16 protein-coding genes are annotated in these 16,345 nt (G+C 71.7%); 11 read left to right on the forward strand and 5 right to left on the reverse strand.

Annotation, left to right across the window (positions count from 1 at the left end; genetic code table 11):
- The first annotated feature begins 3 nt into the window (after window positions 1-3).
- The 4 genes from ACH5A8_RS26370 (at window position 4) to ACH5A8_RS26385 (ending at window position 3,831) form a co-directional block, all read left to right on the forward strand.
- Complete coding sequence (locus ACH5A8_RS26370) at window positions 4-471, forward strand: hypothetical protein (protein WP_399005894.1); 468 nt, start codon at window positions 4-6, stop codon at window positions 469-471.
- A gap of 209 nt (window positions 472-680) precedes the next feature.
- The gene (locus tag ACH5A8_RS26375) at window positions 681-2,351 is read left to right on the forward strand and encodes a PP2C family protein-serine/threonine phosphatase (RefSeq protein ID WP_399005952.1); all 1,671 of its coding nucleotides are present in this window, start codon (window positions 681-683) and stop codon (window positions 2,349-2,351) included.
- Window positions 2,351-3,421, forward strand: a complete 1,071-nt coding sequence (locus ACH5A8_RS26380) for a B12-binding domain-containing protein (protein ID WP_399005896.1) — start codon at window positions 2,351-2,353, stop codon at window positions 3,419-3,421. The genes ACH5A8_RS26375 and ACH5A8_RS26380 overlap by 1 nt, the downstream gene beginning before the upstream one ends.
- The gene (locus ACH5A8_RS26385; RefSeq protein ID WP_399005898.1) at window positions 3,418-3,831 is read left to right on the forward strand and encodes an STAS domain-containing protein; all 414 of its coding nucleotides are present in this window, start codon (window positions 3,418-3,420) and stop codon (window positions 3,829-3,831) included. Before ACH5A8_RS26380 ends, ACH5A8_RS26385 begins: the two co-directional genes overlap by 4 nt.
- Here ACH5A8_RS26385 and ACH5A8_RS26390 read toward each other — a convergent pair.
- Window positions 3,806-4,651, reverse strand: a complete 846-nt coding sequence (locus ACH5A8_RS26390; protein ID WP_399005900.1) for an oxidoreductase — start codon at window positions 4,649-4,651, stop codon at window positions 3,806-3,808. The genes ACH5A8_RS26385 and ACH5A8_RS26390 overlap by 26 nt on opposite strands.
- Before the next feature lie 62 nt (window positions 4,652-4,713).
- Between ACH5A8_RS26390 and ACH5A8_RS26395 the strand changes: the two genes are divergently transcribed.
- Window positions 4,714-5,355 (forward strand): TetR/AcrR family transcriptional regulator, encoded by a 642-nt coding sequence (locus ACH5A8_RS26395; protein WP_399005902.1) that lies wholly within the window; start codon window positions 4,714-4,716, stop codon window positions 5,353-5,355.
- Between the two features lie 9 nt (window positions 5,356-5,364).
- On the opposite strand, the gene ACH5A8_RS26400 is transcribed toward ACH5A8_RS26395, so the two are convergent.
- The gene (locus tag ACH5A8_RS26400) at window positions 5,365-5,895 is read right to left on the reverse strand and encodes a hypothetical protein (RefSeq protein WP_399005904.1); all 531 of its coding nucleotides are present in this window, start codon (window positions 5,893-5,895) and stop codon (window positions 5,365-5,367) included.
- Window positions 5,896-5,992: 97 nt separating this feature from the next.
- Window positions 5,993-6,574 (reverse strand): hypothetical protein, encoded by a 582-nt coding sequence (locus ACH5A8_RS26405; RefSeq protein ID WP_399005905.1) that lies wholly within the window; start codon window positions 6,572-6,574, stop codon window positions 5,993-5,995.
- A gap of 138 nt (window positions 6,575-6,712) precedes the next feature.
- Between ACH5A8_RS26405 and ACH5A8_RS26410 the strand changes: the two genes are divergently transcribed.
- Window positions 6,713-7,336, forward strand: a complete 624-nt coding sequence (locus tag ACH5A8_RS26410; RefSeq protein ID WP_399005907.1) for a TetR/AcrR family transcriptional regulator — start codon at window positions 6,713-6,715, stop codon at window positions 7,334-7,336.
- Window positions 7,337-8,079: 743 nt separating this feature from the next.
- On the forward strand, window positions 8,080-9,069 hold the full coding sequence (locus tag ACH5A8_RS26415; RefSeq protein WP_399005908.1) for an aldo/keto reductase: 990 nt from the start codon (window positions 8,080-8,082) through the stop codon (window positions 9,067-9,069).
- A 67-nt stretch (window positions 9,070-9,136) separates the two neighbouring features.
- Here ACH5A8_RS26415 and ACH5A8_RS26420 read toward each other — a convergent pair whose 3' ends face one another.
- Window positions 9,137-9,865, reverse strand: a complete 729-nt coding sequence (locus ACH5A8_RS26420; RefSeq protein ID WP_399005910.1) for a hypothetical protein — start codon at window positions 9,863-9,865, stop codon at window positions 9,137-9,139.
- Between the two features lie 604 nt (window positions 9,866-10,469).
- Here ACH5A8_RS26420 and ACH5A8_RS26425 point away from each other — a divergent pair.
- From ACH5A8_RS26425 to ACH5A8_RS26435, 3 genes are all read left to right on the forward strand, one after another.
- The gene (locus tag ACH5A8_RS26425) at window positions 10,470-11,837 is read left to right on the forward strand and encodes a glutamine synthetase family protein (protein WP_399005912.1); all 1,368 of its coding nucleotides are present in this window, start codon (window positions 10,470-10,472) and stop codon (window positions 11,835-11,837) included.
- A 114-nt stretch (window positions 11,838-11,951) separates the two neighbouring features.
- Window positions 11,952-13,316: an aldehyde dehydrogenase family protein gene (locus ACH5A8_RS26430; protein ID WP_399005913.1), complete on the forward strand. Its 1,365-nt coding sequence runs from the start codon at window positions 11,952-11,954 to the stop codon at window positions 13,314-13,316.
- Between the two features lie 69 nt (window positions 13,317-13,385).
- Entirely contained in the window at window positions 13,386-14,168 is a 783-nt protein-coding gene (locus ACH5A8_RS26435; RefSeq protein ID WP_399005915.1) for a 3-oxoacyl-ACP reductase, read from the forward strand.
- Window positions 14,169-14,367: 199 nt separating this feature from the next.
- Here the strand turns inward: ACH5A8_RS26435 and ACH5A8_RS26440 are convergent, their stop codons facing one another.
- The gene (locus ACH5A8_RS26440) at window positions 14,368-15,396 is read right to left on the reverse strand and encodes a helix-turn-helix transcriptional regulator (protein ID WP_399005917.1); all 1,029 of its coding nucleotides are present in this window, start codon (window positions 15,394-15,396) and stop codon (window positions 14,368-14,370) included.
- 160 nt (window positions 15,397-15,556) lie between these two features.
- Here ACH5A8_RS26440 and ACH5A8_RS26445 point away from each other — a divergent pair, with 160 nt between their 5' ends.
- Complete coding sequence (locus ACH5A8_RS26445; protein ID WP_399005919.1) at window positions 15,557-15,973, forward strand: VOC family protein; 417 nt, start codon at window positions 15,557-15,559, stop codon at window positions 15,971-15,973.
- Window positions 15,974-16,345 lie beyond the last annotated feature (372 nt).

The raw sequence follows: 16,345 nt of genomic DNA on the forward strand, positions 1-16,345 counted from the left end.
ACGATGAAAGCCGCCCGCAAGCTCACCGGCGCGATCATCGCCGTACTGATCATCGCGGTCGTCGTGGTGATCGGTGTCGTCATCGCCATCAAGGTGCAGCAGCACCGGGAGGAAGCGCCTGCCCGAAGGAAGTTGGAAGCCGACGTGGTCGCGATGAAGAAGCGGCTGGCGGACACCTTCCGTGACGGCGGCAGGTTGCCCACGGACCCGCAGCAGTTGAGCACACCGAGCGTGGTCAGCCAGAACAGCGGGCACGCCGTCGTCTTCGCCCGGCTCGGCGTCGAGTACCGGAACACGGTCTTCATGCCCTCCACCGACTCGGTCGACGAGTGCCACCTGTTCACCCTGGATCGAGCCGACGGCGAGGTGCGGGTGCGCGACGCGAAGGTCTCGTGCACGATGGCGAGTCGCCCGTCGGTGGAGAGCGCCCCCCATCTCACCGCCGCGTCCCTGGCGGGCATCGACTACTGAGGCGCCGCGCCGCGGGTGTCGAGCCGTTCTCCTTCCCCGGAGTTTTCCCCCCGTTCCCGCGTCGCCGGGGCCGTGCGGCAGATGTGATGGCCGTATGTGGGTTCCGGGGGCGGCTTGCATCGCCGAGGTGGTTGCGGGACGGTTGCTGCACGTCTTGCCCTTCCCAGAACAGAAAGGTGGTGAGGTGCGCAGGTTGCGTGCCTCTGTTTGTGTCTGCTTCCAGCGGTTCACCCGCCCGTCCGCGCAGTGCCGACATCTCGGTGGGCGCCACGTGGGACGACGCCCCCTGTCCCGTGCTGGTGATCGACCGGCACGGCGGTCTCGTGCGTCTCAACGGGGCTGCCCGAGCGCTCCTGCCGCAGGCGCCCGGCCATGACTGGCTGCGTGAAGCGGCGCCCTCCTGGCTGTGCGACGCCCACCGGCGCGTCGTCGCCGCGTCGCACGACGGCGATGGCGGCCCTCTGGTCGGACGCGTCGGCGACCGGGTCTTCCAAGCGCATCCCACTGTCTGCGACGACGGCGACGTGGTGTGGTGGCTGGTCGACGACACCGACCGCCGCTCGGCCGAGACGGCCCTGAGGGTGACGCGGGAACGGGCCGCCGTACTGTCCGAGGCCTCCTCCACGCTCCTGTCGACGCTGAACGTGCCGCGCTGCATGGAGGTGACCGCCGCGATGGCCGCGGAACACCTCGCGGAGGCCGCCGTCCTCGTCGCTCCGGCACAGGGACGGCGCCACCCGCTGACCTACGCCCGGCGCGGCGAACCGGTCTCGCAGGTCATGCGGCAGGTCGATACGCGCAGCGTCCCCGGTCTGACCGAGGCCCTGCAGGGCTTCCCCCCGGTTCCCGCGCGATGGCTGAATCCGGCCGACATCCCCGACTGGGTGATCCCCGACGGCTTCTCCGGTCCGGTGGGATCGGTGATCGTCACCCCGCTGCCCGGGCACGGGGTGCCCGCGGGCACCCTCATCCTGCTGCGCTCGAGCACCGAGCAGGTGTTCACCGAGGACGAGGAGGTCTTCGCCCGGCTCTTCGCCGCTCGGGCCGGCGCCGCCCTCTCCGCCGCCCGCCTCTACACCGAGCAGGCCACGATCACCGCCGCCCTGATGCGGGAACTCCTGCCGCCCGCCCTGACGCGCGTACACGGTGTGGACTACGCCGGCAGCTACCGCGCGGCCAGGGACCACGAACGCGTCGGAGGCGACTTCTACGACGTCCATCCCGGATCCGGCCCCTTGGAGGAGACGTTCGTCGCGCTGGGGGACGTCGCGGGAAAGGGCCTGAACGCCGCGGTGCTCACGGGAAAGATCCGTAACACCCTGCACGCCCTGCTGCCCTTGGCCGACGACCACCAACGGGTACTCGACCTGCTCAACGGCGCTCTGCTCGCCTCTCACCACACACGCTTCGCCACCCTCGTCCTGGCCTCCGTGCGCCGCCGCGCGGAGCAGGTCCAGCTGCGGCTGACCAGCGCCGGCCACCTGCCGCCGCTCATCATCCGCGCCGACGGCACCGTGGAGGAGGTGCCCACCCGCGGTACGTTGGTCGGCGCGTTGCCCGTGGCGTCCGCCCGCACCGTTCGGACGGTGCTGAACCCCGGTGAGACGTGTCTGCTGTACACGGACGGCATCACCGAGGCGCGCGGTGGCCCGCTGGGCGACGAGCTGTTCGAGGAACACCGCTTGAAGAGGGCGCTGGCCGGGTGCGCGGGAATGCCCGCGGAAGCGGTGGTGGAACGGGTGCAGATGCTCGCCGCCCAGTGGCTGGGATCCGGCCGGCACGACGACATGGCCGTGGTCGCGATCAGCGCGCCCGCGGCGGGGCCCCTGACCGTGGTCGAGGAACGTGCCGACGGCGAGAAGAGCGGGAGGAACGGGTGATGCCGGCGATGGTCCGGGACCTGTTGTGGCAGGCCGTGGTCCGCGGCGAGGAGTACACCGCCGTCGACGTCCTGGCTGACGCGCTGTCTGACGGATCGGACGAGGAGGCGCTGCTCCTGGACATCATCGCCCCCGTGCAGGAGAAGGTCGGCGTCGAGTGGGCCGCCGGCCGGCTCACGGTGGCCCAGGAGCACGCCGCCACCGCGATCAACGAACGCGCCATGGCCGCCATCGCCCACCGCCGGGACCGTCGGCCCGTCGACGCGCACCGCGGCCGGGTGACCGTGAGCTGCGTGGACGGCGAATGGCACGCCTTCCCCGCCCGCCTCGTCGCCGAGACACTGCGGTTGCGCGGCTGGCAGGTCGACTACCTGGGCGCCCAGACCCCCACCGAGCACCTGATCGCCCACCTGCACCACACCGCTCCCGACGCGGTCCTGCTGTCCGGGTCGATCCCCACCCATCTGCCGACCGCCCACGCGGCCATCACCGCCTGCCAGGCCGTGGGCGTGCACGTCATGGCCGGTGGCCGAGCCTTCGGCGCCGACGGGCGCTACGCCCGCTGCCTGGGCGCCGACACCTGGGCGGCGGACGCCCGGGGCGCGGCCGACGTGCTGGAGGCAGGCGTCCTCCGGCCGCGTCCGGCCGCGATCCGCCAGGTCGTCGACGACCTCCCCCACCTGGCCGACCAGGAGTACACGATGGTCACGCGGACGCGGGGCCAACTCGTCAAACAGACCCTGGTCGACCTGGAGAAGCGCTTCCCCGCCATGCGCTCCTACACCGATGCCCAGCGCGAGCGCACGGCCGAGGACCTGGCGTACATCGTCGACTACCTCGCCACCGCCCTCTACGTCGACGACGCCGAACTCTTCCGCACGTTCCTGACCTGGACCGCCGACATCCTCACCGCCCGGCACGTGCCCGCCCACTCCCTCGTCACCGGTCTGGACATCCTGGCCGGGCAGTTGCACGACTTCCCCCGCGCCCTCGCCCTGATCCAACTGGGCGCCGCGGCCCTGGCCGAGCGTGCCCGCGGACCCGTCCTCGGCCCCGCCTCACCCGCATGACCGAGCCGCCCTCGACCGAATTCGCCGTCACCGCGCGGACCGAGCCCCCCACGCTGACCCTGCGGGTGGCAGGCGAACTCGACTACGACACCTGCGACGACTTCGTGAGCACCGTGGTCGGCCATCTCACCCGCGACAGCGCCGAGCTGTCCCATGTACGTCTCGACTTCGGCGAGTTGACCTGGATCGACTCCTCCGGGCTGTCGGCCCTGCTGATGATCCACCGGCACACCGGTGCCGCCGGCGCCGCTCTCCACCTCGACCGACGGCCCGACTTCCTGGAACGCATGCTGCGCGTCACCGGCGTCCTGGAGCACCTGACCGTCCCGCCGACGCCGATCACCGCGGGGGAGAACGACGGCCAGGGCGATGCGAGTCCGGCCGTCAGAGGCCGAACGACACGCCTGTGAGCTTCTCCGAGGCGTCCCAGAGCCGTCGGGCGACCCCCGTGTCCCGCGCGGTCCTCGACCGGCCGATCGGTTCGGCACCGCCGCGCATGTGCATCCAGCGCTCCGGTCCGATGAAGCTGTCACCGGGGACGTCGCCGGTGGCGGCGTGCAGCACAGGCAGGGCGCCCTCCTCAGGGCTCTGCGCGAACAGTCGGACCATCAGCCGCGTCCCGAGCCCGGTCGCCCGGTCGTAGATGTTCGTCGCGACGAGGCCGGGGTGGGCCGTGACGGCCAGCACCTTCGATCCGGCGGCGTGCAGCCGACGTTGCAGCTCGGACGAGAACAGCACGTTCGCGAGCTTCGATGTCGCATAGGCGCTGGACTCCTTGTAACGGGCGCGTTCCCAGTGGAGATCGTCGAAGTCGATCCGCCCCAGCCGCTCCGCCTGTGACGACACGGAGACCACTCGCCCGGTGACGTGCGGCAGGAGCAGGTTGGTCAGGGCGAACGGACCGAGATGATTGGTCCCGAATTGCAGCTCGAATCCGTCGGCGGTTCTGGCCAGGGCGGGAGCCGCGGTGCCCGCGTTGTTGACCAGCAGATGGATCGGCTGCCGCCAGTCGGCGGCGAAACGGCGGACCGACGCCAGGTCGGCCAGGTCCAGGTGCCGTACCTCCGTGCTGCCGGACGCCGACATGGCGGCGCTCGCACCCTTCGCCGTGTCACGCACCGCGAAGACGACATGCGCGCCGTACCCGGCGAGGGCCTTGGCGGTGGCGAGCCCGATTCCGCTGTTCGCGCCGGTCACGATGACTGTCTTGCCTGAGAGGTCGGGAGTCATGACAACGAGACTAGACGCTGCCTAGTTTCTAGGCAATGCCTAGTTCACGGTAGACTGAGGGAGTGACGACCCACAGGCCCTTCCATCACGGCAACCTACGAGCCGTCCTGCTGGACCAGGCCGAGCGGACCTTGCGCGAGGGCGGCGTCGACGCGCTGTCGCTGCGCGAGCTGGCACGGAAGGCCGGTGTCAGTCACGGCGCACCGCGGAGCCACTTCGTCGACCGGCAAGCGCTCCTCGACGCGCTCGCCGAGCGGGGCTTCGACCGCCTCGCCGATGAAGTGGAAGCGGCGATCGTCGCAGACGTCGCGGACTACAAGGAACGTCTCCGCGCCATCGCCACCTCGTACGTGCGCTTCGCCGTCACGGACGCCGCGCTCCTGGACCTCATGTTCACCGCGAAGAACGGCGACGCCCCCGAAGGACTGCGCGCGGCCTCACAACGACTCTTCGCAGCCGTCGGCGACCTGATCGACCGCGGCATCGAGGCCGGAGAACTCGGACACCACGACGCGCACCGGCTGCCGATGCTCTTCGCCGCGATCATGCAAGGCATCGCATCCCTCGTCGGCAGCCGCCGTGTCTCCCCGCAGGACGGTGACTCCCTCATCGACGACGCGGTCTCCCTGCTGGTCCACACGCAGGGGCCGGGCGACGTCGGCCGGAGCCGTCCGGGCGAGGGACCCCGCCGGCTCGCCGACTGAAACGACGGCCTAGAGCCGGTCCCCCACGCGGGCCGGCTCCGGAGGATGCGGCCCGCCGCCGTCCTTGACGTCCTGCCCGCAGGTTCGCCGGTCGTAGGACTGGTCATTGGGGATCAACAGCACCCCGGAGACCTGTTCGGGGTGCTCGACGGTGAGGTACTCGTCGCCCGTGAGGGCGCCGTCCGGTTCGGGCCACGCCCTGGACGAATAGACCGTCTGGCACCCCAGCGCCCGGCGCTCCTTGTCGACGGCGCAGGCGTCCACCGCGGGGCCGGACCTGTCGGAGGCGCCGTCGAAGCGGTAGTGGAAATGGACCTTGTCGCCCTCGGAGGGCACCTGCGGGTGGGGCTCGAGGCGCCAGTCGACGATTTCGGCGGTGACATCGAGAAGCCGCCCGGAGATGTCCTCGACCCGCACCCGGACACCGGCCTCACCGCGCTCCGTCGTCGTGTCGGTGCAGCCCCAGGAGGAAGAGCAGCCGGACAGGGCGACAAGCACCAGGGCCAACGGCGGGCCGGCAAGTATGCGCGCGGGAAACACTGTTGACCTCCGGTCGGGGTGGAGCGGGGCAGTGTATCCCGGGGCCCGGCAACCGCGGGCGACGGGCGCCGGCGGTGAACCGGCGCCGACGACGGCCTCAAGAGGCGGGCCGGTCGGCCGCCTCGTCGGCCTGCCCCAGGCGGAGTGCGGAGACGAGGAAGAAGACCCCGCCGAGGAAGGCGTAGCCGGCCAGGGCGCTCAAGGAGGCGTCGTCCTTGCCGGCCTGGGCGACGAAGGAGGCTCCGGCGAGCGTGGAGACGGCGCCGCTGGCGATCATCGGCCACTGTCCCGCCATCCCGCGTCGCAGGACGCCGACGATCAGCTGCACGAGTCCGGCGGTGACGGCCCAGGCGCCCCAGACCCGCAGGACGGCCGGGATGCCCGAGGTCGCGGCGGCGACCAGACCCGCAGCCGTGAGGGCGCTGAGCGCGATGTTCACGTAGAGAGCGCGTACGGGGCCGCGGTTCGCCCTGGCGGACCTGACGTCGACCACCGCGCACGCCACGTCGAACGAGGGGTAGATCGCCAGCAGCGTCGCACTGAGGGGGTTCAGGACGTGAGCCGAGGCGAACAGGAGGGCGGCCCACACCGCGGCGAACGCGAAGCGCAGGAAGTACAGGCGGCGCAGCGCCGCGGTGTCGCTCACGACAGGAGTGGGGGCGGCGATGGAGGAGTTCACGAGGGGTCCTTTCGGCGACGGCGGAAGGTAGGAGAGGGCCATGAGGGAGAACGTTCGGTCTACCTCATCATCCAATGGCGTCCCTCTCCACCTGTCAAGACCGAACGTTCTCCCCCACTCGCTGCTACAGTGGCCGCCATGAGTGCGGGCACAGAGGGCGGGAGCACGTCCGAGGCACGGGCGCGGCTGCTCGACACGGCGACCCGGATCTTCTACGCCGAGGGGATCCACTCCGTCGGCGTGGACCGGATCATCGCGGAGGCCCAGGTCACTCGCGCCACCTTGTACCGGCATTTCAGGGGGAAGGAGGAGTTGATCCTCTCCTACCTCCACCAGGCCGATCGCGGCATCCGGGGCCAGGTGGCCGCCGTCCGGGCGCAGGGCCTGCCGGCGGCCGACGCGGTACGGGCCGTGAGCCGGTCCATCGCCGAGGGCATCCGGTCCGCCGGCTTCCGCGGGTGCGCCTTCCTGAACGCGGCGGCCGAGTACCCCGACCCGGCGCACCCCGTGCACCGAGCCGTGCTGGCCCATCGGCAATGGTTCCTGGAAACCGCCATCCAGCTGCTGGAAGACGCCGGCTGCGCCCCCGCCGACGCGGCGGGCCGGCACTTCGTCATGCTCCGGGACGGCGCGATGGCAGCCGGCTGCCTGTCCGACCCGGCGCCGGTCTGCGAGACGTTCCTGCACGGCGTCGAAGGCATCTTGCGCACGGGCGCCTCAGCGTCGCCCGAACCGGACACCCCGGTCACCCTGCCCACATGACCCGCCGGCCGGCGACCAGCCGGCCCACGTGACGCTTCGTCGGCCCCGCGTCAGGTTCCTCCCCCGCTCACGCGGCTCCCCTGGAGAGGATCGGGTGGTGGTCGGGGTGTTGCTTCGAGCCGACCGACGGGCGCCGGGTCAGTCCCACCACAGCACGAGGAGAAGGCGCCGCCGCGCGGCATCGCGGCAGAAGTCGCGCAAGGCGTTGAAGTGCCCCAGCAGGTACGTCCTCAGACCGCCGACGATCCTGTCCGCTCCGTCGCCGATGAGGGCGGCCGCATCCGCTTCGTCGGTCGGCAGGGCGGCCAGGACCGCGGGAAGGTCGATCTGCCGGGGCCGTGCGTCACCCGACCCTGAAGGACGTGGCCGCGTCGGCCCCGTATCGGCCCAGCACGTCCTGGGCCTCGACCTCCCACTGCTCGAAGGCGGAGCAGGGCGGGGTGAACTCGAGCGGTCTGGGCAACGTGCGGGAGGGTGGCGTCACTTGCGCCGCTGACGAGTCCGTACGCCCGGCATGCGGCAGGCGCCACGCGATATCCCGCTCCCGCGCGAACGCCCTGCCCGCCCGTGGGCGGGGTGGCTTGACTTAGAGTGCGCTCCAGCTCGTAGCGTCGCAGACGTCCGGTGGACGGGGCGGCGCACGGGCCGCATGACACGGGATGCCGGGAGGCGGAAACCGTCGCTAGATGGAAGAAGGCCTCGCGCCGGACGGACGACGATCGAGAACGCGGGAAAGGACCCTCATGCAGGAGCGCAGTCTGCGGGACCTCCAGGTATCGGCCATCGGGCTCGGATGCATGGGGATGTCCGCCTTCTACGGCACCACCGACCAGGACGAGGGCGTCGCGACCATCCGGCGGGCCCTCGAACTCGGCATCACCTTCCTCGACACCGCCCAGCTGTACGGGCCGCTCACCAACGAGTCGCTGGTCGGCGAGGCGATCCGGGGGCATCGCGACGAGTACGTCATCGCCACCAAGTTCAACTACCGGATGGACGACGCCGTACCGGGCGACATGAGCAGCATCGGCCGCCAGGACGGCTCGGCCGAGCACGTGCGCAGCTCCGTCCACGGCTCGCTGGAGCGGCTGGGCACCGACCACATCGACCTGTACTACCAGCACCGGGTCGACCCGGACGTGCCCATCGAGGAGACGGTCGGGGCGCTCGGCGAGCTGGTCGCCGAGGGCAAGGTGCGGCACATCGGGCTGAGCGAGGCGAGCGCGGAGACGATCCGGCGGGCGCACGCCGTGCACCCCGTCACCGCCGTGCAGAGCGAGTACTCGCTGTGGACGCGGGACGTGGAGGCCGAGGTGCTGCCGGCCTGCCGGGAGCTGGGCATCGGCTTCGTGCCGTACTCGCCGCTGGGCCGCGGCTTCCTGGCGGGCCGCTTCAGCTCCCCCGACGAGCTGGACGCGAACGACTTCCGCCGCGACAACCCCCGCTTCGCTGACGCCAACCTGGAGGCGAACCTGCGGCTGGCGACGAAGGTCAAGGAGATCGCCGCCGAGAAGGACGTCACCCCGGCCCAGCTCGCGATCGCCTGGGTGCTGGCGCAGGGCGAGGACCTGGTGCCGATCCCGGGCACCAAGCGCCGCACCTACCTGGAGCAGAACGCCGCCGCGGTCGGCATCGAGCTGACCGAGGAGGACCTGGCCCGCATCGACGCGGAGCTGCCGCGGGCGGCGGGCGAGCGGTACGACGAGGCGGGGATGCGGTCGGTCAACCGCTGAGGCCGTCGTCCCGAAGGCGATCCGCTGCCGGTCGACCGCCGGGGACGCCGTCAGGGTGGTGATCGCGTCACGAGTCCGGCAGGCGGAGCCAGACTTCGGAGAAGGCGAGGCCGTGCTCGTCGGTCACCACCCCGCACGGGCACCCCAGTGTGATCAGGCGCCAGTCGCAGGACACGGTCCAAGGCCCGTCCGCGCGTGCGCACCCGGGGCAGCGGAAGGTGTCGGCCGTCCACACGCCGGGGGCGGGTCTGCCGTAACGCCGGAACCGGCCCGCGTGGCGGATCTCCCAGGGGACGGCCGGGGGCGTGAGCGCAGCGGTTCCGCGCGGATGCGGGACGGCCAGGTCGGCGAACAGGGCGGCCAGGCCGGGGAGCAGGGCTTCGCCCGCCTCGGTCGGAAGTACGGGCACGCCGTCGGCCGTCGTGTCCAGGGCGACCGGGTAGCGCGGGGCCGCGGCGGCGGGCGCCGGCGTCGGGGCGGCGTACCAGGGCAGGAAGGCGCGGGCGACGGCGGCCAGGAGGGCTGCGGCCGGCGCGCTGACGGCGCCCGCGTCGAGGTGGTGGACCGAGGTGCGCCAGATCCGCTGGAGCCGTCGGTCCCGGTCCGTGGCCCGCATCCGTGCGCTGTCGGCCCGACGGACGGGGAGCGGGGCGGTGAGGCGGGCCAGGACCCGGGCCACCGCTTCGGCGTCGGCTTCGGTGGGGCGCCATTGTCCGGCGGTCAGCGACTGCCGGGCCCGCCCTGACTCCCGGGCCAGGGCGCGCGTCGGCAACGGCTGGGCTCCTGTAGCCGTCACGGGAGTGCCCCGCTCCTCCGACATGGCGTCCCCGTCCCGCTGTCGCGTCCCCGATCGCTTCGCGCCGTGTCCGCGCGTCCGCCCCCGAGGGGCGGAAGGCATCACATCACACGATCGTGCGTTCCAGGGTCTGTTGTTCCGATTTGCTGAACCGCGCTGAAGTGGGGAGTGCCGGGCAGGGGCGGACCCGGCCATCCTGACCGACACCAGAAGCTGACGCCGCGTCAGCTTCGCGTCACGGTCCGCACGACGGGACGCTCGGCGGCTGTCTCGAGCCGGCATCGGGCGTCGCGGCGTCACACGGCTCACCTCGAGCCGGTCCGCCAGGTCCCGCTCCGTCGGCGACCGCTCCCCCGCGGCTCCACGCCCGGGCGGATGATCCGGAGCATCTGCTCCATGGCTCGTCGAAGCCCGTGCCCGCCCGCACCGGCCGGAGCACCCGCACCAACCGGTCCGCCGCTGCGGGCAATTCCCAGAGTTCACCCGTCCGGCCCTCTACTCAGGAAAGGTCCGTCTGCATACCTTATGGCTCATCCGGTACGGCACACCGGGGTCCGCCCCTGCCGGTCTTCCGGATCGACGACCGACGCCAGGAGGCACTCCTGTGGCTGACCGTACGCCCCCGCTCTCCGTGGACGAGCTGAGCAAGTTCGTCGACACCGGGGAGATCGACACCGTCGTCCTCGCCTTCACCGACATGCAGGGCAGACTCCAGGGCAAGCGGTTCGCCGCCCGTTTCTTCCTCGCCGACGTCCTCGAACACGGCACCGAGGGCTGCAACTACCTCCTCGCCGTCGACGCCGACATGAACACCGTCGGCGGCTACGCCATGTCCTCCTGGGAGCGCGGCTACGGCGACTTCGCCCTGCACGGCGACACCACCACCCTGCGCCGCACCCCCTGGGACCCCGGGACCGCCCTCGTCCTCGCCGACCTCGCCTGGCACGACGGAACGCCGGTCGCCGCCTCCCCGCGCCAGATCCTGCGCCGCCAGCTCGACCGGCTCGCCGAGCACGGCTGGACCGCGTACGCCGGCACGGAGCTGGAGTTCATGGTCTTCAAGGACACCTACGAAGACGCCTGGGCGCGCGGATACCGCGACATGAACCCCGCCAACCAGTACAACGTCGACTACTCCCTCCTCGGCACCGGCCGGGTGGAGCCCCTGCTGCGCCGGATCCGCAACGAGATGGACGCGGCCGGCATGACCGTGGAGTCCGCCAAGGGCGAGTGCAACCTCGGCCAGCACGAGATCGCCTTCCGCTACGACGAGGCGCTCACCACCTGCGACCAGCACTCCGTCTACAAGACCGGAGCCAAGCAGATCGCGGCCCAGGAGGGCGTCTCGCTCACCTTCATGGCGAAGTGGGACGAGCGCGAGGGCAATTCCTGCCACATCCACCTCTCGCTGCGTGACGAGCTCGGCGACCCCGTGTTCGCCGACGACGCGGACGAGTACGGGATGTCCCGGCTCATGCGGCACTTCCTCGCCGGCCAGATCGCCGCGATGCGCGACTTCACCCTGCTGTACGCGCCGAACGTCAACTCCTACAAGCGGTTCCGCCCCGGTTCCTTCGCGCCGACCGCACTCGCGTGGGGCCCCGACAACCGCACCTGCGCCCTGCGCGTCGTCGGCCACGGCCTCTCCCACCGATTCGAGAACCGCCTGCCGGGCGGTGACGTGAACCCCTACCTCGCGGTCGCCGGCATGGTCGCCGCCGGGCTCCACGGCGTCGAGCACGAACTGGAGCTGCCCGAGGCGTGCACCGGCAACGCCTACGAGAGCGGCGCCCACCGCGTCCCGGCGAACCTGCGGGAGAGCGCGCAGTCGTGGGCGAGGAGCCCCCTCGCCCGGGCCGCCTTCGGCGAGGAGGTCGTCGAGCACTACGCCAACATGGCGCGCGTCGAGCTGGACGCGTTCGACACCGCCGTGACGGACTGGGAACGGTTCCGGTCCTTCGAGCGGATGTAGCGGACGCCCCCGCGCGAACACACCGGGCGCCCCGCACCCCGTACCCGGCACCTGGCACCCGGCACCCGGCACCCGGCACCCGCAGGCCCCTTCCGGCATCTGGAGACTCGAACCTTGCGCGAGCATCACGTCCTCAATCCCGCGACCGAGGAGATCCTCGCCACCGTCGCCGCGTCGAGCGAGTCCGACGTCGACGTGGCGGTCAGGCGTGCGGTCAGGGCCCAGGAGAACTGGGCGGGCGTCGCCCCGGGCGACCGGGCCCGGCTGCTGCACCGGTGCGCCGCCGTCATCGACGACCACCTTGAGGAGCTCGCGCGGCTGGAGGTCGCCGAAGCGGGCCATCCCATCGCGAACGCCCGCTGGGAGGCGGGCAACGCCCGCGACCTCTTCGCGTACGCGGCCGGCGGCGTCGAGCGGCTGACCGGCCTGCAGATCCCGGTCGCGGGCGGGGTGAACATCACGACGCGCGAGCCGCTCGGCGTCGTCGCGGTCATCGCGCCGTGGAACTTCCCGCTGCCCATCGCCTGCTGGGGCGCGGCCCCCGCGCTCGCCGCGGGCAACGCCGTCCTCCTCAAGCCCGCCGAGACGACGCCGCTGACCGCTCTCCGCCTCGCCGAACTGTGCCGGGACGCGGGTCTGCCCGAAGGCCTGTTCCAGGTCGTGCCCGGCGACGGACCGGTGGCGGGCGGCGCCCTGGTCGAGCACCCCGGCGTGGCCAAGGTCGTCTTCACCGGCTCCACGTCCGTCGGCAGACAGATCATGGCCAGGTGCGCGGAGCGCGTGAAGCGGGTGACGCTCGAACTCGGCGGCAAGAGCCCCAACATCGTCTTCGCCGACGCCGACCTCGACAAGGCGGCCGCCGGCGCCCCCGCCTCCTTCCTCGACAACACCGGCCAGGACTGCTGCGCCCGCAGCCGCATCCTCGTCCAGCGCGGCGTGTACGACCGTTTCATGGAGCTGCTGGAGCCGGCCGTGAAGTCCTGGCGCGTCGGCGACCCGGCCGACCCCGACACCCGGATGGGCCCACTGATCTCCGCGGCCCAGCGCGAACGGGTGCGGTCCTACGTCCCCGACGACGCACCGGTCGCCATTCGCGGGGACGCTCCGAACGGGAAGGGCTTCTGGTACCCGGCGACGGTGCTCACCCCTGCCTCCCCCGACGCCCCGGCGGCCGTCGAGGAGATCTTCGGCCCCGTCGCCGTCGTCCTGCCCTTCGACGACGAGGCCGACGCCGTACGCCTGGCCAACGCCACCTCCTACGGACTGTCCGGCTCCATCTGGACCCGCGACGTCGGCCGGGCGCTGCGCGTCTCTGGCGCCGTCGCGGCGGGGAACCTGTCGGTCAATTCGCACAGCAGTGTGCGGTACTGGACCCCCTTCGGCGGCTACAAGCAGTCCGGTCTCGGGCGGGAGCTGGGCCCCGACGCCCTCGCCGCCTTCACCGAGACCAAGAACGTGTTCCTCAGCACCGAGGACTGATCACCCGAAGCCCCGGGCCCCGTCCGGCTGCCGCCGCGGGACCGGATCCCTCAGAGAGAGGCCTCCGCCGTGACCGAGACCCCAGTCTGCCGCCGTCTGGTCGGCCGTACCGCCGTCGTCACCGGAGCCGGCAGCGGCATCGGCCGCGCCACCGTCCGCCGGCTCGCCTCCGAGGGCGCCCGCGTCGTCTGCGCCGACGTCGACGAGCAGACGGGCAAGGCCGCGGCCACCGAGGTGGACGGGCTGTTCGTACGCGTCGACGTCACCGATCCGGAGCAGGTCGAGGCCCTGTTCCGGACCGCCTACGACACCTACGGCTCCGTCGACGTGGCCTTCAACAACGCCGGCATCTCCCCGCCCGAGGACGACTCCATCCTCACCACGGGCCTCGACGCCTGGAAGCGGGTGCAGGAGGTCAATCTGACCTCCGTCTACCTGTGCTGCAAGGCAGCCATCCCCTACATGCGGCGCCAGGGCAGGGGCTCCATCGTCAACACGGCGTCCTTCGTGGCCGTCATGGGCGCCGCCACCTCGCAGATCAGCTACACCGCTTCCAAGGGCGGCGTGCTGGCGATGTCGCGGGAGCTTGGCGTGCAGTTCGCCCGCGAGGGCATCCGGGTGAACGCCCTGTGCCCGGGACCGGTCAACACCCCGCTGCTGAAGGAACTCTTCGCCAAGGACCCCGAGCGTGCCGCCCGCCGCCTCGTCCACGTCCCCGTGGGCCGGTTCGCCGAGCCGGAGGAGATCGCCGCCGCGGTCGCCTTCCTCGCCAGCGACGACTCCTCCTTCGTGAACGCCGCCGAGTTCCTCGTCGACGGCGGCATCGCCGGCGCCTACGTCACCCCGCTGTAGGCCTCCCACGGGGTCTCATGTCACCCTGGTACGCGTGCCGGCCTCCGCTCCGGCTCGGGGGACTCGGAGCGGAGACCAGTGCCCCCATCTTGCGGGTGCGCGGCCGCCCGGCGCACGCCGACCGTGGCGAACGGCGTCAACCAGCCGCCCGCCCCGGCGGCTCACGCCGTGTGCAGCGCGGAGCGCGGGGTGCGGGCCCTCACGGCGTCGGATCCATCTCCGGCCCCGTGGTGCGTGCGGCACGGGCGAAGCGGGCGGCGAGGTCCGCGAAGGCCGAGGCCAGTGGGGGCGGACCGATGACGTCGATGTCGGTGCCGAAGCGGCCGATGGCGGCGGCGAGGCCGGTCCACGACCAGGAGCCGAGGGTGAGTCGGCAGCGGTGGGGGCCGAGTTCCTCGACGATTCCGTCCCGGGCGAAGGGCGCGATGTCGGCGGCGGGGAGGTGGAGGACGACTTGGCCCTGGCAGGGCCATTCGGCGACGGTGCCGTCGCCGCCGCGGAAACGGCCGGCGAGGAAGGCGGAGACGTCGCCGCCGGGGAGTGCGCGTGGGACGAAGCGCGGGCCGGTGGGGGTGCGAGGCCGTACGCGGTCGACACGGAAGGTGCGCCAGTCCTGGCGATCGAGGTCCCAGGCCACGAGGTACCAGAGACCATGCCAGGTGACCAGGTGGTGCGGTTGCACGCGTCGAAGGGTGACGACCGAGTCCACGCTACGGGGATCGGCGGCCGAGGCCCTCGGGACCGGCGTGTGGTCGAAGCGCAGTTCCTCGCGCGCCCGCAAGGCACGGCTCAGGTCCAGCAGGACCCGGGTGTCGACCTGAGGGGTGTCACCGGCCGCGGGCGAGGGAGGGACGGCGGTGACGCGCAGCAGGTCGATGCGGTGCCGTAGGCGGGACGGCATGACCTGACGGAGAGTGGCCAGGGCTCGGGCCGCGTCATCGGCGAGGCCGGTGTCGGCGCCCGCGGTCTGCAACGCGACGGCCAGGGCCACGGCCTGGTCGTCGTCGAACAGCATGGGCGGCATGTGGCTGCCGGCCTCCAGCCGGTAGCCACCGTCCGGTCCTTTGACGGTCGTGATCAGGTAACCGAGTTCGCGCAGGCGGTCGATGTCCCGGCGTACGGTGCGCGAGGTGATGTCGAGACGCCGGGCGAGATCCTGCCCGGACCAGTTCCGGTGCGTCTGGAGCAGCGAGAGCAGCGCCAGCAGCCGGGAGGACGTCTTCTGCATGGGATCCACTGTCCCGGACCTACAGGACACGACCTGTCCTCTACCTCCGCCAGGGTGGCATACGAGCCGTCCGGGGGACATCGCCTCCGGTCACGGCGGCCGCCCTGCCGAATTCGAGCGGTCGGCGGCCCGTTCACCGTATCCAGGCGAGGAGCAGATCATGTCCGTCACGACCACCACACACCTGAACTTCCGGGGCGTCGCGCGTGAGGCGCTGGGCTTCTACCAGTCCGTCTTCGGCGGGCGCACTGCCGTGGTCACCTACGGGGACGCCGGCGCCGTGCAGAACGAGAACGAGGCGGACTGGGTCATGTGGGGCGAGGTGGTCGGCGCCAACGGCTTCCACGTCATGGCCTACGACGTGCCGTCGCAACTGCCCTGGAACCAGGGCGAGAAGCCCTTCTTCGTCTCCGTCCGGGGTGACGACGCCGATGAGATCGGCACTCTGTGGGGCAGGCTCGCCGAGGGCTCGACCGTCGTGCGCCCGCTGGAGCCCGCGCAGTGGGCACCGCTCTACGGCATGCTCACGGACCGCTTCGGTGTCACCTGGGTCCTGGACGTCACCGCCAACGGCTGATTCCGCCGGATCGAGCTGACCTGGCATACGTGTGCCGTCCGGGCCGCGGCACGCACACACGGCCCGGACGACGCGGGCGTCACCCCGTACCGGACGTTCTTGTCGTCGGCTCGCGAATCGCGATGCCCGGAGGACTGTGGAACCATGACCGGGAAAGACCCGCGTGTGCCTCATCGGGAGGTTCGTATGTCCTCGAAGCGACGCCGGAAGAAGAAGGCCCGCCGCAATCACCGGGCGAACCACGGGCGACGACCCCAGTCCTGAAGACCCGTGTGCGCCTGAAACGCAGAAAACCCCGCACCGTGAGGTGCGGGGTTTTCCCTAAAATTTGTTCGGCGGTGTCCTACTCTCCCACAGGGTCCCCCCTGCAGT

The organism is Streptomyces sp. NPDC018610 (assembly GCF_044391765.1).
GTDB lineage: Bacteria > Actinomycetota > Actinomycetes > Streptomycetales > Streptomycetaceae > Streptomyces.